Annotated in this window: 17 protein-coding genes; 11 read left to right on the top strand and 6 right to left on the bottom strand. The window is 74.7% G+C overall.

The genetic code is table 11. From position 1 onward, the window contains the following. Window positions 1-162: 162 nt before the first annotated feature. From ACWFNE_RS09460 to ACWFNE_RS09470, 3 genes are read right to left on the bottom strand one after another with little or no spacing between them, the layout of a single operon-like run. Complete coding sequence (locus tag ACWFNE_RS09460) at window positions 163-729, bottom strand: TerD family protein (protein WP_452122167.1); 567 nt, start codon at window positions 727-729, stop codon at window positions 163-165. Then, the gene (locus ACWFNE_RS09465; RefSeq protein WP_452122168.1) at window positions 729-1,235 is read right to left on the bottom strand and encodes a hypothetical protein; all 507 of its coding nucleotides are present in this window, start codon (window positions 1,233-1,235) and stop codon (window positions 729-731) included. The genes ACWFNE_RS09460 and ACWFNE_RS09465 overlap by 1 nt, the downstream gene beginning before the upstream one ends. 25 nt (window positions 1,236-1,260) lie before the next feature. Further along, complete coding sequence (locus ACWFNE_RS09470; protein ID WP_452122169.1) at window positions 1,261-2,496, bottom strand: toxic anion resistance protein; 1,236 nt, start codon at window positions 2,494-2,496, stop codon at window positions 1,261-1,263. 254 nt (window positions 2,497-2,750) lie between these two features. On the opposite strand from ACWFNE_RS09470, the gene ACWFNE_RS09475 reads away from it, so the two are divergent. The 8 genes from ACWFNE_RS09475 to ACWFNE_RS09510 all read left to right on the top strand — a co-directional run bounded on the left by ACWFNE_RS09475 (window position 2,751) and on the right by ACWFNE_RS09510 (window position 12,378). Continuing rightward, window positions 2,751-3,326 (top strand): TerD family protein, encoded by a 576-nt coding sequence (locus ACWFNE_RS09475; RefSeq protein WP_412870829.1) that lies wholly within the window; start codon window positions 2,751-2,753, stop codon window positions 3,324-3,326. Between the two features lie 162 nt (window positions 3,327-3,488). Then, on the top strand, window positions 3,489-4,067 hold the full coding sequence (locus ACWFNE_RS09480) for a TerD family protein (protein ID WP_452122170.1): 579 nt from the start codon (window positions 3,489-3,491) through the stop codon (window positions 4,065-4,067). A 95-nt stretch (window positions 4,068-4,162) separates the two neighbouring features. Next, window positions 4,163-5,293, top strand: coding sequence for a DUF475 domain-containing protein (locus ACWFNE_RS09485; RefSeq protein WP_452122374.1), 1,131 nt, complete (start codon window positions 4,163-4,165; stop codon window positions 5,291-5,293). 11 nt (window positions 5,294-5,304) lie between these two features. Continuing rightward, window positions 5,305-6,468: an HpcH/HpaI aldolase/citrate lyase family protein gene (locus ACWFNE_RS09490; RefSeq protein ID WP_452122171.1), complete on the top strand. Its 1,164-nt coding sequence runs from the start codon at window positions 5,305-5,307 to the stop codon at window positions 6,466-6,468. Continuing rightward, on the top strand, window positions 6,465-8,333 hold the full coding sequence (locus ACWFNE_RS09495; RefSeq protein WP_452122172.1) for a phosphoribosyltransferase family protein: 1,869 nt from the start codon (window positions 6,465-6,467) through the stop codon (window positions 8,331-8,333). The genes ACWFNE_RS09490 and ACWFNE_RS09495 overlap by 4 nt, the downstream gene beginning before the upstream one ends. Then, window positions 8,330-9,538, top strand: a complete 1,209-nt coding sequence (locus ACWFNE_RS09500; protein ID WP_452122173.1) for a cysteine protease StiP family protein — start codon at window positions 8,330-8,332, stop codon at window positions 9,536-9,538. Before ACWFNE_RS09495 ends, ACWFNE_RS09500 begins: the two co-directional genes overlap by 4 nt. After that, window positions 9,535-10,506 (top strand): HAD family hydrolase, encoded by a 972-nt coding sequence (locus ACWFNE_RS09505; protein WP_452122174.1) that lies wholly within the window; start codon window positions 9,535-9,537, stop codon window positions 10,504-10,506. The genes ACWFNE_RS09500 and ACWFNE_RS09505 overlap by 4 nt, the downstream gene beginning before the upstream one ends. Before the next feature lie 117 nt (window positions 10,507-10,623). Beyond that, complete coding sequence (locus ACWFNE_RS09510) at window positions 10,624-12,378, top strand: GAF domain-containing SpoIIE family protein phosphatase (RefSeq protein WP_452122175.1); 1,755 nt, start codon at window positions 10,624-10,626, stop codon at window positions 12,376-12,378. Window positions 12,379-12,393: 15 nt separating this feature from the next. Here the strand turns inward: ACWFNE_RS09510 and ACWFNE_RS09515 are convergent, their stop codons facing one another. The 3 genes from ACWFNE_RS09515 to ACWFNE_RS09525 form a co-directional block, all read right to left on the bottom strand. Next, entirely contained in the window at window positions 12,394-13,398 is a 1,005-nt protein-coding gene (locus ACWFNE_RS09515; RefSeq protein WP_452122176.1) for a Gfo/Idh/MocA family protein, read from the bottom strand. A gap of 131 nt (window positions 13,399-13,529) precedes the next feature. Beyond that, window positions 13,530-16,388 (bottom strand): type I DNA topoisomerase, encoded by a 2,859-nt coding sequence (topA, locus tag ACWFNE_RS09520; protein ID WP_452122177.1) that lies wholly within the window; start codon window positions 16,386-16,388, stop codon window positions 13,530-13,532. Window positions 16,389-16,515: 127 nt separating this feature from the next. Further along, window positions 16,516-17,484 (bottom strand): phosphatase PAP2 family protein, encoded by a 969-nt coding sequence (locus ACWFNE_RS09525; protein ID WP_452122178.1) that lies wholly within the window; start codon window positions 17,482-17,484, stop codon window positions 16,516-16,518. A 258-nt stretch (window positions 17,485-17,742) separates the two neighbouring features. On the opposite strand from ACWFNE_RS09525, the gene ACWFNE_RS09530 reads away from it, so the two are divergent. From ACWFNE_RS09530 to ACWFNE_RS09540, 3 genes are all read left to right on the top strand, one after another. Beyond that, window positions 17,743-18,573: a helix-turn-helix transcriptional regulator gene (locus ACWFNE_RS09530; protein WP_452122179.1), complete on the top strand. Its 831-nt coding sequence runs from the start codon at window positions 17,743-17,745 to the stop codon at window positions 18,571-18,573. Window positions 18,574-18,767: 194 nt separating this feature from the next. After that, window positions 18,768-19,523 carry a thioesterase II family protein gene (locus ACWFNE_RS09535; protein ID WP_452122180.1) on the top strand — a complete coding sequence of 252 codons (756 nt, stop codon included), beginning with the start codon at window positions 18,768-18,770 and terminating at the stop codon, window positions 19,521-19,523. A 107-nt stretch (window positions 19,524-19,630) separates the two neighbouring features. Further along, a complete protein-coding gene (locus ACWFNE_RS09540; protein WP_452122181.1) occupies window positions 19,631-20,536 on the top strand; it encodes an MBL fold metallo-hydrolase in 906 nt (301 codons plus the stop codon). Window positions 20,537-20,613 lie beyond the last annotated feature (77 nt).

Genomic DNA, 20,613 nt, shown 5'->3' on the forward strand with positions numbered 1-20,613 from the left:
TCGCGGACACCCCCGTCGCGGACACCCCCGTCGCGGTCGCGCCCGCCGCGGTCGCGCCCGCCGCGGCCGCACCCCCCGCGCCCCGCGTCCGCAGCGTCCGGCGCCGCAGCCACGGCAGGTCGTGCCGCACCTCCGTGCCGGGCCTGGGCGACCGGGGCGACGTCACAGCGGCACGCCGTAGTCGGCCGCCATGCCCTCGAAGCCGTTCGCGTACCCCTGCCCGACGACCTTGAACTTCCAGCCGGTCGTGTGCCGGTAGAGCTCGCCGAGCACGAGCCCGGTCTCGGCGCGCAGCGACGGCGCGAGGTTCTCGGAGCGGACGAGCTCGGAGCTGTCGCGCAGGTCGAGCACGCGCACCGCCGCCTCGCGCAGCTGCCCGAGGGTCCGCCGCTGCCCGAGCGCCTCGTTGATGTACGCGACGACCACGATGCGTGCGACGTCGGCGGGGACGCCCGCGAGGTCGACCTCGACCTGCTCGGTGTCGGTCCCGACGACCCGCTCGAGCTGCGCGACCGAGAGGTCCGGCTCGACGAGCTGGTTGAAGAACACGACGTGCCGGTCCGAGAGCACGCGGCTGCGCGCGTCGCACAGCAGGGTCGCGACGACGATGTTGTCCATCAGCACGGGCTCGCTCGACGCGAACCGCACGCCGAGCACGACGCCGGTGAGCGACGGTATCTCGCGGGTCAGCTCGACGTTCGAGCCCCGCGCCATGGGCCGCGCCGCCATCACAGGTCCAGGTCCGAGCCGGAGAACCGTGTGCGGAGGAAGTTGCCTTGCGTCATCAGTGCGTCAGCGTCCTGGTTCTGGGTGGCGTGCAGGGTCGCGGTCGCCGACTGCAGGAGCGCGTCGAGCTGCATCATGAGCGACTGCGTGGGCGTGTGGCCGGCTCCGCGCGGGGTGTCGAGCAGCCGCGCGTCGACGGCGAGGTAGGTCTGGAGGGTCGTCGGCAGGTAGTCCTCGACGGTGCCGCGCACGGACATCGTGGCGTACACGTCGAGCGGCCGGGTCTGCGCCTGCGCGACGACGGCCCGCAGCACGTCGGTGATCCGGCGGGCGTTCGCGACGGCCGCGGCCGGCAGCCGCCCGGCGTTGCCGTTCACGAGGCGTTCGAGGCCCGCGACGCCCGCGAGCAGCTGCTCGACGCTGTCCGCGGGGTCGTCGGCGGGCGGCAGCGGCAGCGGCGGGACGACGGCGTCCTCGCGGGCGTCCGTGAACCGCCTGAACCACCTCACGGTCGGGCTCCTCCTCGGTCGGGCGTCAGGACGTGATCTCGCCCTGCCGGGTCCGCGCGAGGTACGGCTGGGCGCGCTGGATCTGCCCCTCGAGTGCGGTGACGGTCTGGGCCATGCTGTCGACGGCCTGCGCGCGGAACGTGTCCAGCGCGTCCATCGTCGCGAACACGTTGTCGAACGCGGCCTGGAGCTTCTCGACGTCGATCGTCGACTGCGCGGCCTGCTGGCTGATCTCGGCGCCCTGCGTGCGCAGCTGCTGCGACGTCTGCTCGATGAGGTTCGACGTCACGGTGTTGAGCGCGGTGATCTGGTCGAGCACGAGCTTCTGGCGCGAGAGCGCCTGGGACACGATGACGGCGGTGCGCAGCGCCGCGATGGTCGTGGTCTGCGCGCGGTCGACGCCCTTGATGAGCTCGACGTTGTTCTTCCGGACGAGGTCGAGCGCCATGTAGCCCTGGACGTTGACGGCCATCTGCGTCATGAGGTCCTGGCGGCGCTGGCGCACGGGGAACAGCGCGTCGGCGCGCACGGTGTCGGCGTCCTGCTGGCGGCCCGCCGCCTCGAGCTGCGCGACCTTGTCCACGAGCGCGGCGTCGAGCGCCGCGGCGAGCTCGTTGTACTCGGCGAGCCGGCCCATCGTGGCCCACATGTTCGCCTTCTCGGTCTCGATCGCCGCGTTGTCCTTGCGGAGGTCGTCCTGGCCCGAGCTGAGGGACTTGATGATCGCGTCGAGGTGCTGCTGCGCGGACTGGTACCGCTGGAAGTAGGTGTCGATCTTCGAGCCGCCCGGGAGCCAGCGCAGGGCCTTCTTGACGCCCGTGAGGTCGGCGCGGTGCGGGTCGAGCTCGGTGACGGTCTGCCGGAGCTGCGCGATGGTCGTGGCGACCCGGACCTGCGCGTCGCCGCTGCCCGCCGCCGAGCCGCCCTTCGCCTTGCCCATCGCCGCCGCGGGCCGGTCGAGCATGCGGCTCGACACCGCGGCGGCGGCGCGCATGTCCTGCTCGCCCATCGACGTGATCGAGGCGACCTTCTGCGTGAACTCGGGCGAGCGGGTGTCGAGCGCGACGAGCTCGGTGACGAACGCGTCGGCCTTCTGCCGCAGCTCGACCTGCTTCGCGGAGGCGACGGGGACGGCCCCCGCGGCCTGCTCCGCCTCGACGACGACGACGGGTGCGGGCGGCGTGAGGACGAGCGCCCCGGACGTGGGTGCGGCGGCCGCCGGGCCGGGCGTCGCGGTGGATCCCAGGTCGAGCTCGGACATCGTCGTGTCTCCCTGTCGTCGTGTGCGCCGGCGCACGGGCTCGCGCGCGTGTCCGGTCCGTGTCGACTCTAAAGTCTCGGCGGCGCGCGGGGGGCCGCGCGACCCCTGATGTCACCCTGAACGGACCCTGATCCTGCACCGAAGGAACTCCGGTGCGGACACCTGCGTTGTTAGCATCGGTGCGCCGTCGAGCCTGGCGGCAGCGCGTCAGCACGACGGGGGGCACGCCTCCGTCAGAAGCCTCTGGAGGATCCGTGGGAGTCAGCCTCAGCAAGGGCGGGAACGTCAGCCTCACCAAGGCCGCACCCGGCCTCACCGCCGTGGTCGTCGGCCTCGGCTGGGACGTCCGCACGACGACGGGCACCGACTTCGACCTGGACGCCTCGGCGATCCTGGTCGACGCGAACGGCAAGGTCGTCTCGGACGGGCACTTCGTGTTCTTCAACAACCTGAAGAGCCCCGAGGGCTCGGTCGAGCACCTCGGCGACAACCTCACCGGTGAGGGCGACGGCGACGACGAGCAGCTCAAGGTCCAGCTCTCGACGGTCCCCGCGGAGGTCGACAAGATCGTCTTCCCCGTCTCGATCTACGACGGCGCGGGCCGCGGGCAGAGCTTCGGCCAGGTCCGCAACGCGTTCATCCGCATCGTGAACCAGGCGGACAACAACGAGCTCGCGCGCTACGACCTCACCGAGGACGCCTCGACCGAGACCGCGATGGTCTTCGGCGAGCTGTACCGCAACGGCGCCGAGTGGAAGTTCCGCGCCGTCGGCCAGGGCTACGCCTCGGGCCTCTCGGGCATCGCGAAGGACTTCGGCGTCAACGTCTGACGCCCACGCACGACGGTCGGGCGCGCCTCACGGGGTGCGCCCGACCGCCCGCGTCACCGGCCGCGCAGCCTCGCGCGAGCGCGCACGTCCGGCACCACCCCGCCCGGCCCCGCCGGTCCCCGCACCACCGCACCGACCTTCCCGAACCGGAGGAGACCGACCATGGGCGTCAGCCTGAACAAGGGCGGCAACGTCTCGCTGACCAAGCAGGCCCCGAACCTGACGGCCGTCGTCGTCGGTCTCGGCTGGGACGCCCGCACCACGAGCGGCGCCGCGTTCGACCTCGACGCGAGCGCGCTCCTCGTCGGCCCCGGCGACCGCGTGCTGTCCGACCAGCACTTCGTGTTCTTCAACAACCTCGCGAGCCCCGACGGCTCGGTCGAGCACACCGGTGACAACCTGACCGGCGAGGGCGAGGGCGACGACGAGTCGATCAAGGTCGACCTCGCGCGCGTCCCCGAGCAGGTGACCCGGATCGTGTTCCCGGTGTCGATCTACCAGGCCGGCGAGCGAGGCCAGAGCTTCGGCCAGGTCCGCAACGCGTTCATCCGGATCATCAACCAGGCCGACGAGCAGGAGCTCGCTCGGTACGATCTGAGCGAGGACGCGTCGAGCGAGACCGCGATGATCTTCGGTGAGATCTACCGGCACCTCGGCGAGTGGAAGTTCCGGGCCATCGGCCAGGGCTACACGTCCGGCCTGCACGGCATCGCCAAGGACTTCGGGGTCGACGTCGGCTGACCCTCACCCCGGGGCTCCCCCGCCCTGGTGCACCACCCCCCTGCAGCGCCCCCGGGCGTGCTTCATCCCGAGAGAACGAGGACCCCCCTGTGGTCATGCGTACCTTCGGCTGGTCGTTCGCCGTGACCGCCGTGTCCCTCGTCGTGGCCTTCCTCTACGGAGGCCCGACCGCGCTCTTCCTGTGCCTGATCCTCGGTGTCCTCGAGGTCTCGCTGTCCTTCGACAACGCCGTGGTCAACGCCAAGATCCTCGTGCGGATGAGCGACTTCTGGCAGAAGATCTTCCTCACCGTCGGCATCGCGATCGCGGTGTTCGGCATGCGCCTGGTCTTCCCGCTGCTCATCGTGGGCATCACCGCCGACCTGAGCCCGGTCGAGGCGATCTCGCTCGCGATGGAGAAGGGCGACCCGGAGACGCCGGGCAGCTACGCCTACCTGCTCAACGAGGCCCACCCGCAGATCGCCGCGTTCGGCGGGATGTTCCTGCTCATGCTGTTCCTCGACTTCATCTTCGAGGACCGTGACATCAAGTGGCTGACGTGGCTCGAGCGCCCCCTCGCGCGCATCGGCAAGCTCGACCAGCTCGGCGTCGTCGTGGGCGGTATCGCGCTCGTCCTGGTCGCCGAGCTGCTCGCGGAGGACCCGGCGATCGTCATGGTCTCCGGCGTGCTCGGCATGATCACCTACATCGCCGTCAACGGCCTGGGCTCGCTGTTCGAGCAGGAGGGCATCGAGGAGGCCGGCGGCACGATCATCGAGGACGGCGCAGCCGAGGAGGGCTCCGGGGCCAAGGACCGCACCGGCCCGTCGGAGCTCGCGAAGGCCACCGGCAAGGCCGGGTTCTTCCTGTTCCTCTACCTCGAGGTGCTCGACGCGTCGTTCTCGTTCGACGGCGTCATCGGCGCGTTCGCGATCACGTCCGACCCGATCATCATCGCCCTGGGCCTCGGCTTCATCGGCGCGATGTTCGTCCGGTCCATCACGGTGTTCCTCGTCCGCAAGGGCACGCTGAGCGACTACGTGTACCTCGAGCACGGTGCCCACTGGGCGATCGCTGCGCTCGCCGCGATCCTGCTCGTGAGCATCGGCTACCACGTCGACGAGATCATCACCGGCCTCGTCGGGGTCGCCTTCATCGGTGCCGCGTTCGCGTCGTCCATCCTGCGCAACCGTCGCCTCAAGGCGGCCGGCGTCGAGGTCGGGCACGTCGACGTGCACGCCGGCTGACCACCCCGACGATGCGCCACTTCGCGCACCTCGCGCCCGACGAGCGCGAGCGGCTCTTCCACGTCGAGCCGCAGGAGTTCACGGCCCACGACGACCGTGACCTGCTCGCGGTCGCGCTCGGCGCCACGCTCTACCTGCCCGGGACGAGGCCGGCCATCGCGGCCGACCTCGTCCGGCGGGCGGCGCAGGGCGTCACGAGCGCGGTCGTCTGTCTCGAGGACGCCATCGCCGACCGGGACGTCCCGGCGGCGGAGGCGAACCTCGTCGCGCAGGTGCGGAACCTCGCCGAGTCGGGTGAGGCCGGCCCGCTCGTGTTCGTGCGCGTGCGCACACCCGAGCAGATCGGTCGCGTCGTCGCGGGGCTCGGCGAGCACGCCGGCGCGCTCTCGGGCTTCGTCGTGCCGAAGTTCACGGAGGACCGGGGCAGCGACTTCCTGGACACCGTCGCGCAGGTCTCCGAGCTCACCGGTCACCGGTACTTCGCGATGCCGATCCTCGAGTCCGCCGAGGTCATCCACCGCGAGACGCGCACCGACGCCCTGGTGGGCATCCGCCGGGCCCTCGACAAGCACCGGGAGCGGGTCCTCGCGGTGCGGATCGGCGCGACCGACCTGAGCTCGGCGTACGGGATCCGGCGCAGCCGGGACCTCACGATCTACGACGTCCTGCCGGTCGCGCAGGTCATCGCCGACGTGGTCAACGTGCTCGGGCGCGCCGACGACACCGGCTTCGTCGTCACGGGCTCGGTCTGGGAGTACTTCGAGGGGCAGGAGCGGCTGCTCAAGCCCCAGCTGCGCGAGTCGCCGTTCATCGAGCACGACGAGCGCGCGCTGCGGGCCCGCCTGATCCGGAAGGCGCTCGACGGCCTCATCCGCGAGATCGTGCTCGACAAGGCCAACGGGATCACCGGCAAGACCGTCATCCACCCGTCGCACGTCGCCGCGGTGCACGCGCTGTCCGTCGTGACGCACGAGGAGCACAGCGACGCGGCGCACATCCTGGGCGTCGAGATGTCCGACGGCGGCGTCGCGGCGTCGGGCTACCGCAACAAGATGAACGAGGCGAAGCCGCACCGCGCGTGGGCCGAGCGCACGATGCTCCGCGCCCGGGTGTTCGGTGTCTCGGGCGAGGACGTGTCGTTCGTAGACCTGCTCGGCGCGGGCGACCCGGCGTGACGGGACGGCACGTGGCGGGGGCCGCACGCGCGGGCGGGGAGCCGGGACCCGCGCGCACGGGCGCCGCGAGCACGAGCGGCCCGTCGGGCGGTGCGTCAGGCGGTGCTGCGCCCGGGATCCGGGCCCGGCAGCGGCGAACGGACCGGCGCGGCCCGTGGACCGGCGGCTGGGTCGCGGACCGGCTCGGTGTCGCGCTCGTCACGACGGGCTCGCCGGTCGGGGTGACGCTCCCCGAGCTCGTCGGGCTCTCGCTGCGCCGCAACCCCCGCCGCGCGCACCTGCTCGTCTCGACCGTGCTCGGCAAGCACGTGCCGACCGACCCCCGCGTGGTGCACGCGTCCGCGCAGCTGCTCGGCGCGCTCGCAGCCGCGCGGATCGCGGGCTCGGGGGACGACGACGCGTCGACGCCCGCCTGGACCGCCGCCGTCGACGCGTTCGCGCCCGCGGTGGCCGGGTCTCCCGGCGCGGCGGCGACGTTGCGCACGCGGACCGACGCCCTCGTGACCGACCTCCGGGACCGGCACGCGTCCGCGCTGACGGGCACGGTCGTGCTCGGGTACGCCGAGACCGCGACCGCGCTCGGCCACGGCGTCGCGGAGGCGCTCGGGGCCCGGTACCTGCACTCGACGCGACGCGCGGTGCCCGGGGTCGCGCTCGCGGGCGGCTTCGAGGAGCAGCACTCGCACGCGACGTCGCACCTGCTGCTGCCCGAGGACCCCGCCTTCCTGGCCGGGCCGGGCCCCCTCGTGCTCGTCGACGACGAGCTCTCGACCGGGCAGACGATCCTCAACACGATCGCCGCGCTGCACGAGCGCTACCCGCGCGGCCGGTACGTCGTCGCCGCGCTCGTCGACGTGCGCTCCGACGCCGACCGGGCGCGCCTGGCCGACCTGGCCGACCGCCTGGGGGTACGCATCGACGCGGTCGCGCTCGTCGCCGGGACCATCGCGCTCGGGGAGGACGTGCTCGCGGAGGGCCGACGGCTCGTCGAGGAGCACTCCCCGCGGGAGGACGCCGCGCCCGGCGCGAACTCGGCCGACGCCGACGTGCCCGACGCCGGAGCGCTCGACGCCGGAGCGCCCGACGCCGCCTCGCCCGCCGGCTCCGACCCCGCCGGTCACGGAGCCCGACCCGGCGCCGTCGCCCGGCTCGACGCGCTCGAGTGGCCCACCGACGTCCCGGACGGCGCGCGGCACGGGCTCACCCCGGCGCAGCTCGACCGGCTCGCCGCAGCAGCGAGCGCCGCGGCCTCGGCGCTCGCCGAGCACCTCACGGGCACGGCGGGCGCAGCACCGGCACCGGCACCGGCACCGGCACCGGCACCGGCGAGCGGGGGTCCCGCAGTGCCGGTCCCCGCGGCACCGGCTGCGGCACCCCACGTGGCCCCTGCGGCACCCGGCACGCCGCCCGCTCCGCCCGCCGCCGCGTCGGCGGCCCAGCGCGTCCTCGTGCTCGGCACCGAGGAGCTCATGCACGCGCCGCTCCTGGTCGCGGCCCACCTCGCCGACCGGCTCGACGCGCACGGCACCCCGGTCGCGTTCTCGTCGACCACCCGCTCGCCCGTCCTGGCGCTCGACGCCGAGGACTACGCGATCCGCACCCGCCTGGTGTTCCCGGCCCACGACGAGCCCGCCGACGGTCCCGGCGACCGCTTCGCGTACAACGTCGCGCCCGGCGTCGACGCGCGCCGCCGGTTCACGGACGTCGTCGTCGTCGTCGACTCGGCCGGCGACACCCCCGCGCTGCGCGCACCCGGCGGGCTCCTCGCCCGCGTCGCGGAGCACACGGACCGCGTGCACGTCCTCGTCCTCCCCTCGTACCGGCCCGCCGCCGGAGCACCTCACCCGCAGGAGACCACCCCGTGACCGCGACCACGCCCACCCCGCTCCCCCCGCCCCTGCGCGGCCCGGAGTTCGGGAGCTACGCCGCCGACGAGGTCGCCTGGCTGCTCACCGACCTGACGCACGTGGCGCTCGAGGCGCCGCTCGAGGAGCGCGAGGAAGCCATCCAGGCCGGTCAGGCGCACTACGCCGAGTCGCTCCCGGTCGAGTACCAGCCGAGCGCGGAGTACCAGGAGCTGTTCCACGCGTCGCTCGCGGAGTCGGCGGCCAAGCTCGCGCACGCCGTCGGGGTCGTCACCGAGCTCACCCTCGCGGCGCGCGGCCGGGGCGCCGTGCTCGTGTCGCTCGCACGCGCGGGGACGCCCGTCGGGATCCTCATGCGCCGCTGGGCGCGCGAGGTGCACGGCCTGGACCTCCCCCACTACGCGGTGAGCATCGTGCGCGGGCGCGGCATCGACACCGTCGCGCTGCGCCACCTCGCCGAGCACCACCGCCCGCAGGACGTCATGTTCGTCGACGGGTGGACCGGCAAGGGCGCGATCGTGCGGGAGCTGACCGCCGCGGTCGCGGAGGCGAACGTGGCGCTCGGGCTCGGCGCGGGCGAGGGCTTCCGCCCGGACCTCGCGGTGCTGGCGGACCCGGCGGGCTGCGTCGAGCTGTACGGCACCCGCGAGGACTACCTCATCCCGTCGGCGTGCCTGAACTCGACGGTCTCGGGCCTCGTGTCCCGCACGGTGCTCAACGACGACCTCATCGGCCCCGGAGACTTCCACGGCGCCAAGTTCTACGCCGAGCTGGCCGCCGCGGACGTCTCGAACCGGTTCCTCGACGCCGTCTCGGAGCGCTTCGCCGAGGTCGCCGACGACGTCGCGCGCGACTGGCCGGTCCTCGCGGCGAGCGACCGCACGCCCACGTGGAGCGGCTGGGCGACCGCCGAGCGGCTGAGCGTCGAGCACGGCATCCACAGCGTCAACCTCGTGAAGCCCGGGGTCGGCGAGACCACGCGGGTGCTGCTGCGCCGGGTCCCGTGGAAGGTCCTGGTCCGGCGGCGCGCCGACCCCGAGCTCGCGCACGTCCTGCTGCTCGCCGAGCAGCGCGGCGTCGAGGTCGTCGAGGTACCCGGGCTCTCGTACCGCTGCGTCGGCCTCGTGCACCCGGGGTTCACGCGCGGGGCTCGCGCGGCGGACGCCACGGGCGACGAGGTCCTCGCGACGGAGGTCCGCGCATGACCGCCCACCCGACGCCCACGCCGCGCACGGCCCCGGCCGACCGGACGGCAGCCGCCCACCCGTCGGCCCACGCCCACCCAGTGGCCCCCGCCCGCCCGGCCGGACCGGCAGCGGGACCGACCGTCGTCGCGTGCGACCTCGACCGCACCCTCATCTACTCGCGCGCCGCGATGGCGCTCCCGGACGGCCCCGAGCCGGAGCTCGTGTGCGTCGAGCACTACGACGGCGCACCGCTGTCGTACGTCACCGGGCGCGCGGAGCGCCTGCTCGTCGAGCTCGCGGCGTCCGCCGTCGTCGTCCCCACGACCACGCGCACGCGCGCGCAGCTCGCCCGGATCCGCATCCCCGGCCCGCCGTCGCCCTACGCGATCGCGGCGAACGGCGGCATCCTGCTGGTCGACGGCGAGCCCGACGCCGCCTGGACCGCCGCGGTCCGCGAGCTGCTCGCCGCGAGCAGCGTCCCCCTCGCCGACGTCCGCGAGCACATGCGCACCGCGTTCGACGACGCGTGGACCCTGTCGCGCCGCGAGGCCGAGGAGCTGTTCTGCTACGCGGTCGTCGACCGGGCCGCGCTGCCCGCGGGCTTCGTCGAGGACCTGTCCGGGTGGGCTGCCGAGCGGGGCTGGACCGTCTCGCTGCAGGGCCGCAAGCTCTACGTCGTCCCGGCGGCCCTGACCAAGGGCGCCGCGGTCACGGCCCTCGCGGACCGGGTCGGCGCCGCGCGCGTGCTCGCCGCGGGCGACTCGCTCCTCGATGCGGACCTCCTCGACGCCGCGCACGCCGGCGTCCGGCCGGCGCACGGCGAGCTCGCCGAGAGCGGCTGGACGCGGCCGCACGTGGCCGTGACGCCGCGCGCGGGGATCCTCGCGGGCGAGGACGTGCTGACGTGGCTGCTCGGCGAGGTCGCGCGGGGCACGGGCGGCACCGTCGGCACGGTCGGCGCGCACGCCGGGTCCGCCACGGCCTGACGGGCCGTCACCGGCCGGTCCACCCGCTCCCGCCCTGCGTCCGCGGGACACGTGCTGTCACACTGGGAGGGGGACGAGGCCGTTCCCGGGACCGGGACGAGGACGCGGGAGGTCGGCATGACCCAGCTCTACCCCGCGGCGCTCCTCCCCGGCTCCGTCCTGCTGCCGGCGCGGCGCGACGAGTCGTTCGAGCGGTTTGCGCGCGTCGCGCAGCGCCACCTCGGCGTCCCGCTCGCGCTCGTGTCGCTCGTGTCGCAGGAGGGCCAGGTGTACCCCGGCGCCGCCGGGCTGCCCCCGGACATCGACGAGTCCCGGCACACGCCCCTGACGCACTCGTTCTGCAAGTACGTCGTCGCCGACCGGTCCCCGCTGATCGTCGACGACGCCCGCCGCGTCGCGCTGCTCAAGGACAACCCCGCGATCCCGGAGCTCGACGTGATCGCGTACGCGGGCTACCCGCTGCTCGACGACACGAACGCGGTCGTCGGGTCGATGTGCGTGATCGACCACGTGCCGCGCCGCTGGACGGCCGACGAGCTCGCGCTCCTCGAGGACCTCGCGGCGGCGTGCAGCTCCGAGCTGCGGCTCCGGGGGGAGCGTGAGCGGGCGCGCCGCTCGCAGCAGCAGGCGACGCTCGCGTACCGCCAGGCCGGGCTGCTCCTGCTCGTGAGCGACGCGTTCCAGGACGTCCTCACGGTCGACGACGTCGCAGCGACCTCGGCGCGCGTCGCGGACACGGGTCTGGGCGCCACGATGTCCGGGATCGCGCTGCTCGACCCCGACGGCCGGGGCCTGACGTACACGACCGTCGAGCGCTTCACCGACGGCTTCGACCCGCGCTGGCAGCACGCGCGCATCGACGAGGACCGGCCGGTCGCGCACGTGGCCCGCATGCGCGAGCCGCTGTTCTTCCGGGACAACGCCGACCTCGTCGCCCAGTTCCCCTCGATGGCGCGCCCCGCGACCCGTGAGGCGGGGGCGAGCGCCGTGCTGCCGCTGGTCTCGGGGCAGGAGCTCCTCGGCGTCCTCACGCTCGGCTGGCGGCTGCCGCGCGAGTTCGACGAGGGCAACCGCACGATCAAGAACGCTCTCGCGGCGTACACCGCGCAGGCGCTGCAGCGCGCGCAGCTGCTGCAGCAGCGCCGGGACGTGGCGCGCACGCTGCAGGACGCGATGCTCACCGCCCTGCCCGAGCCGGCGCACCTGCGCCTCGGCGCGCACTACCTGCCCGCGGGGCGCGCGGACCGCGTCGGCGGCGACTGGTACGACGCGATCGAGCTTCCCGACGGCGGCGTCGCGCTCATGGTCGGGGACGTCACCGGTCACGACATGGACGCCGCGGCCCGCATGGGTCAGCTCCGCTCGACGCTGCGCGCGTTCGCGTGGGACCACCCGGACACCCCGTCCTCGTGGCTCACGCGGCTGGACCGGGCCATCGAGGGGCTGGGCCTCGGGACCATCGCGACGGCCCTCGTCGGTCGCATCGACCGCGACCCGGGCACCGGTGCGTACCGGTTCACCTGGTCGAGCGCCGGGCACCCCGCGCCGGTCCTCGTGCGGCCCGGGCAGCAGAGCGCGGCGCTGCGGGCCCCCCAGAACGACCTGCTCCTCGGGGTCGACGCCCGCACGACCCGGCACGACCACACCGACGCGCTCGCGCCCGGCGAGACGCTGCTGCTGCACACCGACGGCCTCATCGAGCGGCGCGGGACGTCCCTGCAGGACGAGGCGGTCGCGCTCGTCGAGGCCGCGGGGAGGCTCGCGCACCTCGACCCCGCCCAGCTCGTCACGTCGCTGGCCCGCGGGCTCGTCGTGGGCCAGCCCGCGGACGACGTCGTGCTGCTCGCCGCCCAGGTCGTCGACCCCGGCTGAGAGCCGACGCCGCGGTCACTCGCCGGGGTAGACCACCCCGACCTGCGCGCGCACCGAGTCGAGCGTGCGCATGACCTCGACGGTGTGGTCCCACGTCATGAGCGGGCTCTGCGTCTCGCCCGCGGCGACCCGGCGCGCGACCTCGGCCGCCTCGTACTGCAGGCCCTTCTTGCCGGGCTGCTCGAACGTCCACACGCGGCCGTCGCGGCGCTGCACGCGGAACGACGACGGGCCGTAGAAGTTGCCGGCGACGTGGATGAAGCCCTCGGTGCCCGAGATCGCGGCGGTCGTCGGGGTCTTGGCCCACAGCGTCGTCGAGAGGGTCGCCTGCGTGCGGTCGCCGTAGCTCAGCACGATCGACGCCTGACCGTCGACGCCGGTCTCGGTGAGCGTCCCGGTCGCGTGCACCGCGTCGGGGACCCCGAGGAAGTCGTGCGCGAACGACACCGGGTACACGCCGAGGTCGAGCAGCGCACCGCCCGCGAGCTGCGGGTCGAACAGCCGGGACGTCGGGTTGAACGGGAAGAACTGCCCGTGGTCGGCGGTGAGGTTGATGATCTCGCCGATCTCGCCCGCGTCGATGACCTGGTGCAGCGCGGCCACGTGCGGCAGGAACCGCGTCCACATGGCCTCCATCACGAAGACCCCGGCGGCCTTCGCGGCGGCGAACACCTGCTCGGCCTCGGCGGCGTTGCGGGTGAACGCCTTCTCGACGAGCACGTGCTTGCCGGCGGCGATCGCGAGGAGCGCGTGCTCGAGGTGCTCGGAGTGCGGGGTCGCGACGTACACGGCGTCGACCTGCCGGTCCTCGACGAGGTCGCGGTAGCCGATGTGGGTCGTCGGGACGCCGTGCGCGGTCGCGAAGCGCTCGCAGCGGTCCCGGTTGCGGGAGCCGACGGCGACGAGCTGCGCGCGGGTGTGCGCGTTCACCGCGTCGGCGAAGGCACCGGCGATGTTGCCGGCCCCCAGGATTCCCCAGCGGATGGACGGAGCGGTCGACGGGTCCTCGGTGCGAGCCATGCGGCCAACCTAGTACGGCACGGCTCGACGGTCCTGCGGGTCCGGGTGACGATCAGCACGTCCGGGCACAGCCCCGCGCCGCGCTCCGCCGCAGGCCGGCCGCGCGTGCAGCGGAGCCGCGGCGGGCCCGGTCAGGACTTCGCGGCCGCCTTCTTGCGCGGGGCCGCGGCCTTGCGCGCGGGGGCCTTCTTCTTGACCGGTCCGCGCGCACGCTTCTCCGCGAGGAGCTCCTGCGCGCGCTCGGGCGTGATCGACTCGACCGCGTCCTCCTTGCGGAGCGTCGCGTTCGTCTCGCCGTCGGTCACGTAGGCGCCGAAGCGGCCCTCCTTGACGACGATCGGCTTGTTCGACACCGGGTCCTCGCCGAGCTCGCGCAGCGGCGGTGCGGCGGTCGCGCCCCGGCCCCGCTTGGGCTGGGCGTAGATCGCGAGCGCCTCCTCGAGGGTGACCGTGAACATGGCCTCCTCGGACGGGAGCGTGCGCGAGTCGGTGCCGCGCTTGAGGTACGGGCCGTAGCGGCCGTTCTGGGCGGTGATCTCGGTCCCGGTCTCGGGGTCGACGCCCACGACGCGCGGGAGCGAGAGCAGGCGCAGCGCGTCCTCCAGCGTGACGGTCTGCAGGTCCATCGACTTGAGCAGCGACGCGGTGCGTGGCTTCGGTGCGGCCGCGAGGGCCCGCTTCTTCGCGGCGGCGCTCAGACCCGGGTCGATCTCGGGCTCGGGCAGCAGCTCCGTGACGTACGGGCCGTAGCGGCCGCTCTTCGCGACGACCGTCGTGCCCGTCACCGGGTCCTCGCCGAGCACGAGGTCGCCCTCGGGCTGCGTCTCGAAGAGCTCGCGGGCCTTCGGGACCGTGAGCTCGTCCGGGGCGAGGTCCTCGGGGACCGAGGCGCGTCGCGGCGCACCGTCGGGCCCGCTGAGGTCGCGGGTGTCCTCGAGGTAGGGGCCGTAGCGCCCGACGCGCAGCGTGATGCCGTCGCCGATGTCGATCGAGTTGACCTCGCGCGCGTCGATGTCGCCGAGGTTCGCGACGAGGCCGCGCAGGCCGCCGCCCTCCGCCGCACCCGGGTTCTCCCCGAAGTAGAACTGGCTCAGCCACGCGCTGCGCTCACGGTTGCCCGCGGCGATCTCGTCGAGGTCCGCCTCCATCGCGGCCGTGAAGTCGTAGTCGACGAGCCGGTCGAAGTTCTCCTCGAGCAGCCGCGTCACCGCGAACGCGAGCCAGCTCGGCACGAGCGCCTGCCCGCGGCCGGTCACGTACCCGCGGTCCTGGATCACCGAGATGGTCGCCGCGTACGTCGACGGGCGGCCGATCCCGCGCTCCTCGAGCGCCTTGACGAGGCTCGCCTCGGTGTAGCGCGGCGGCGGGGACGTGCGGTGGCCGTCGGCGGTGAGGTCGGTGCCCGTGAGCGCGTCGCCCTCGACCATGTTCGGCAGGCGGGCCTCGCGCTCCTCGGCGGCCTTGCCCTTGCCCTTGGCCTTCGCGCTGGGCTCGTCGGCGCCGCCCGTCGCACCGTCGGCCCCGTCGGCGCCTGCGACGGCCGCGGGCGCGTCGTCCTCGTAGCGGTCGGCGTCGCGCCCCTCCTCGTACGCGGCCATGAAGCCGCGGAACGTGATGACCGTGCCGGACGCGGCGAACACCGCGTCGACGTCCCCGTCACCGAGCGGCGAGCCCGAGGCGCCCGGGGCACCCAGCCGGGCCGTCGCGCCGATGCGCACCGAGGCCGTCGAGCCGCGCGCGTCCGCCATCTGCGAGGCGACCGTGCGCTTCCAGATGAGCTCGTAGAGCCGGAACTGGTCGCCCGAGAGCTCGCGCGCGACCTGCGCCGGCGTGCGGAACTGGTCACCGGCGGGCCGGATGGCCTCGTGGGCCTCCTGCGCACCCTTGGCCTTGCTCGTGTAGACGCGCGCCTTGGCGGGCACGTACTCCGCGCCGTAGAGCTCGCCGGCCTGGCGGCGCGCGGCGTCGATCGCCTGCGACGACAGCGCCGGGGAGTCCGTACGCATGTAGGTGATGTAGCCGTTCTCGTACAGGCCCTGCGCGGTCCGCATCGTCTGGCGCGAGCCCATGCGCAGCTTGCGGCTCGCCTCCTGCTGGAGGGTCGACGTCGTGAACGGCGCGGCCGGCTTGCGGGTGTACGGCTTCGTCTCGAGGCTGCGGACCTCGAACGACGACTCCCCGAGCCCCGCGACGAGCGCGCGCGCGGCGGGCTCGTCGAGGTGGCGCACGTCGGGCTGGCGGAGCCGGCCACGGTCGTCGAAGTCGCGCCCCGACGCGACGCGCTGCCCGTCGAGCTGCACGAGCCGTGCACCGAACGTCCCCGCTCGGGTCTCGTCACCGCGCGTGTCGACCTGGCCGAACGTGCCCGTCACGTCCCAGTACTCGGCGGTGCGGAACGCCATGCGCTCGCGCTCGCGCTCGACGACGAGGCGCGTCGCGACGGACTGCACGCGGCCCGCGGACAGGCCCTGGCGGACCTTGCGCCACAGCACCGGCGAGACCTCGTAGCCGTAGAGCCGGTCGAGGATGCGGCGGGTCTCCTGCGCGTCGACGAGGCGGTCGTCGAGCTCGCGGGTGTTGGCGAGCGCGCGCTCGATCGCCTCGCGGGTGATCTCGTGGAACACCATGCGCTTGACGGGGACCTTGGGCTTGAGCTCCTGGAGCAGGTGCCACGCGATGGCCTCGCCCTCGCGGTCCTCGTCGGTCGCGAGGAAGAGCTCGTCGGACTCCTTGAGCAGCCGCTTGAGCTCCGACACCTTCTTCTTCTTGTCGGCGTCCACCACGTAGTAGGGGTCGAACCCGTTGTCCACGTCGACGGCGAACTTCCCGTACGGGCCCTTCTTCATGTCCGCGGGCAGCTCGCTCGGCTGCGGCAGGTCGCGGATGTGGCCGACGCTCGCCTCGACGTCGTACCCCTCGCCGAGGTACCCCGCGATCGTGCGCGCCTTGGCGGGCGACTCCACGATGACGAGCTTGCGACCTGCGGACATGCGTTCCTGCTTCCTCGTGGGGTGGGGGACGGTTCGCAGGCCGTGCCCCCGGTGGCGGACGGTCGTCGCCCCGCGCCGGGCCGGCTGGTGCGTCGACACCGTCGCTCCGGCACTCTACGACCTTGCGTCAAGGAGCCTCGACGCGCGCGGTGGCGGCGTGCCGCACGAGGAGGATCACCGCGAACGCGAGCGCGCTCACCGCGACGACGCCGAGCACCGCCCCCGCGTACGCGGTGAGCAGGTCGGCGCGCGCCTCGAGCTCGCCGGCCCGGTCCCACGTGCGGCGCAGCGACAGCGCGGACGGGACGGCGGCGGCGACCCCGGCGAGCCCGAGCAGCAGGGCCCCGGTGCGCGAGCCGGCGACGGACGACCGCGAGCTGCGGGCGAGCGCGATCTCGCCGGTCGCGGTCCGCGGCGCGTCGCCGGGCACGCCGGGGTGGCGCGCGACGAGCACGCACGTGACGCACGTCCAGAACAGGACGACGAGCACCCCCGCGATCACGTCGCTCGGCCGGTGCCACTGCCCGACGAGCGTCGAGACGCCCGTCGCCGCGGTGTACCCGGCGCCGAGCACCGCGGCCCAGGGCCGGACGCGCGGCGGCACGACGAGCACGAGCACCGCCGAGACCGACGCGGCCGCGGTCGTGTGCCCGCTCGGCAGCGCGTTCATCTCGGGCCCGGGGACCCCGAGGTCGGGGCGGTCGGTCACGACCTTCTTGATGAGCTGCGTCGTGATGTTCGAGCCCGCGACGAGCACCACGACCTGGATCGCGAGCGCCCACCTCCGGCGGAAGACCGCGATGAGCATCGCCGCGACGAGCACGAGCGCGATGTAGCTGACCGAGACGACGTCGAGCACCGGCTCGGCGACCGTCCACAGCGCGCCCTGGCCGTACTCGGCGCCGCGCAGCACGGCCTCCTCGGTCCACTGGCCCGCCCAGGTCTCGACGAACACGCGCCACGTCGCGACGACCCCGAGCACCGCGACGACCGCCACGAGGACCCCGGGCAGGCTGCTCGCCCGACGGGGGCCGCGGTCCCCGCGGAGGCGCGCGGGGACGACCGGACGCTCACGGGGCGGGCTCGCGGAGGACACGGCTCTACGGTAGGCGACGAGCGACGGCGGCAGCGGCCGACCCGCGCCCGGCGACCCCGCCGCGGCGTCGCTCGTGGCGGCCTTCACCGGGTCCGACCGGGTCCGACCGGACGCCTCCCCGAGGGCGAGGCTGGACACGCTCGCTATCCTGCCGGTGGGGCATTTGTCCGCCGATCCCGGTCCGTCCGCGGCTCGTCGCGCCCCGCGTGGTCCCCCTGCCACACCGTCCGTCGGTCGCCGACCAACCGCAGGAGCACCATGAGCACCACCGTCGCCGAGCAGCAGCCCGACACCGTCCGCCGAGCCGAGCTCGGGTCCTTCCTGCGCCGCTGCCGCGAGCGCCTGTCCCCTGCCGACGTCGGCTTCCCGAGCGGCGGACGCCGGCGCACGCCCGGCCTGCGCCGGGAGGAGGTCGCGGTCCTCGCCCAGGTCGGGGTCTCCTGGTACACGTGGCTCGAGCAGGGCCGCGACATCGGGGTCTCCGACGGCGTCCTCGACGCGGTCGCGCGCGCGCTCCAGCTCGACGACGGGGAGACGGCGCACCTGTACCGGCTCGCGGGCAAGTGCCCGCCGGCGCGCCCGGTCCGGGCCCCCGACGACGTCGAGCGGATCCAGCGCATGATCGACGGCTTCCTGCCCCGGCCGGCGTACGTCGTCGACCGGTACTGGGACGTCGTGGCCCTCAACGGGGCGGCGCGGCGCGTCTTCGGGATCGAGGTCGGGGGCAACTGCCTCGTGCAGTTCTTCACCGACGAGGCCACCGCCCGCCGGTACCCGCACCGTGAGCTCGCCGAGCGGATGATGGTCGCGCGGTACCGCTCCCACGCCGCGACCTACCCGGACGACCCGCACTTCGCCGGGGTGGCCGACGACCTCGCGGCACGCTCCCCGAGGTTCCGCGCGCTGTGGGACGAGCACGTCGTCGGGGGCGAGGTGCACGTCGACACGGTGTACGACCACGACGACCTCGGCCGGCTCGCGTTCGAGCCCGTCACGATGCAGGTCGTCGGCGGCTCGGACCTGCGGGCGATCCTGCACCTGCCGGCCGCCGGCACCGGGACCGAGGCGGCGCTCGCCCGGCTGGGCTGAGGCCTGCGGCGGGCGAGCGGCGCTCGGGCGGACGGACGGGCGCGGGGGCGCGCGGCCGGCGGACGGGCGGGCGCGGGGGCGCTCGGGCGGGCGGACGGGCGTGGGGGCGCTCGGGCGGGCGGCGACCCTGGTGGTCCCGCACCCCGGACACCGCGGCCCTGGTCCGCACGCCGCTCCGCGCGCAGCCTTCCGGCATGACCGGACTGCGGCTCGTGTGCTTCCACCACGCCGGGGGCACGCCCCGCTCGTTCGCCCGGTGGCAGGGCGCCCTCGCCCCCGGGACCCGGGTGCACGCGCTCGGGTACACCGGGGTCCCGGGGGAGAGGGCGCCCGGCGCCGCGCTGGACGACCTCGTCGGGGACGCCGCGGCGGCGGTCGCCCGGCTGCCCGGGCCCGCGGTGCTGTACGGGCACAGCCTCGGCGCGCTCGTCGCGTTCCAGGTCGCGCTGCGGCTGACGGCGCGGGACCCGGCGCACGGGGTCCGGGCCCTGCTCGTCGGTGCCGCGGCGCCGCCCGGCACCGCCGACGCGGAGCTCGTGCGGCGCCGCGTCGTGCACGAGGTCCGGCGCGACGGCGCCCTCCCGGGGTTCGTGCGCGACCGGACGCTCGCCCACCTCGCGCTGCTGCGCGACCACGTCCCGCCGACCGGCCGGCTGCCCGTCCCGGTCGTCGGGATGGCGGGGACGCTCGACCCGCTCGTGAGCCCTCGCGCCATGCGCGGCTGGGCACGCACGACGACGTCGTGGAGCGCGCTGCACCGGGTCCCGGGCGGCCACCTGTTCCCGCACGAGTCGCCGCGCCACTTCTTCGGGGTGCTGCGCGGCGTGCTCGACGAGGTCGCCCACGACCCCCGTACCGCGCACGGTCCGCAGCCGGAGGACGCACAGAGGCGCGCGGGGCACGGGCCCGCCGAGCGGCCGCGGAGCCAGGGAGCAGCAGCACCAGGATAAGGACGCACTGCCTGCCCGACGCGCCCCTGACCAGGGTGGTGGGTGTCGCGCCGCACCGGCGACGCGGCTCCACGAGCGGCGGAGGCGACGGACGCATGGCACCCCTGATGAGGAGCGTCGGCCCGGACGTGCACGCCTCCCCGGCGGCGGCGCCGGACCCGCGGACCCGTCCGGCCCGGCCGCGCCGTCACGTGCTCGGCGACGTGCGGGTCACCGTCGTGCCCGACGGCCACGTCGAGCTCGACGTCGAGCGCCTGCTGGTCGGCGCGGACGCCGCCGCGGAGCCGTGGGCGCCCTACGCGCTCGACGGCCGCTACGTCGTCGCCTCGATCGGCGCGCTGCTCGTCGAGACGCCGCACGGCACCTACCTCGTCGACGCCGGCATCGGGTCCGTCTCGCTCGGCCGCCGGCAGACGTCGCCGCTGCTGGGGTCCCTCGTGGGCGGGGACCTCGTCGCGAACCTCGAGCGGCTCGGGTACGCACCCGCCGACATCGACGCCGTGGTCCTGACCCACCCGCACGACGACCACATGGGCTGGGTCCGGACCGACGGCCCCGCGGCACGCCCGCAGCCGTTCCGGCACGCGGTGCACCACGTCGGCGCACCCGACGCGGCGGTGTGGGCACGGCACCTCGGGCCCGCCGGTCAGCCGGGGTCCGCGCGCGTCGCGCTGCTCGACGACGGGGACCGGGTCGCGCCCGGGCTGCGGGCGCGGGTCGCACCCGGGCACACGCCCGGTCACCTCTGCCTCGAGATCGAGTCCCGCGGCGAGCGCCTCGTGGTGCTCGGCGACCTCATGCACACCGCGGCGCAGGTCGGGTCGCCCGCGACGCGCTGCACGCTCGACGACGACGCCGACCTCGCCGCGTCGACGCGGGCCTCCGTCCTCGACCGCCTCGCGCACGACGGCGACCTGGCCTACGCCGGGCACTTCGCGGACGTCGTGCTGGGGCGCGTCGTCGGCGACGGCCGGGCGCGGCGGTGGGAGCCGCTGCCCGCCTGTCCGGCCTGACCTGCGCCCGACCCGCCGGACCTCCCGACCCCCGCACGACCGTCGTCCCGTCAGCGCCTCCCACCCGCACCCACCTC

The sequence above is a fragment of the Cellulomonas sp. NPDC055163 genome, assembly GCF_053607065.1.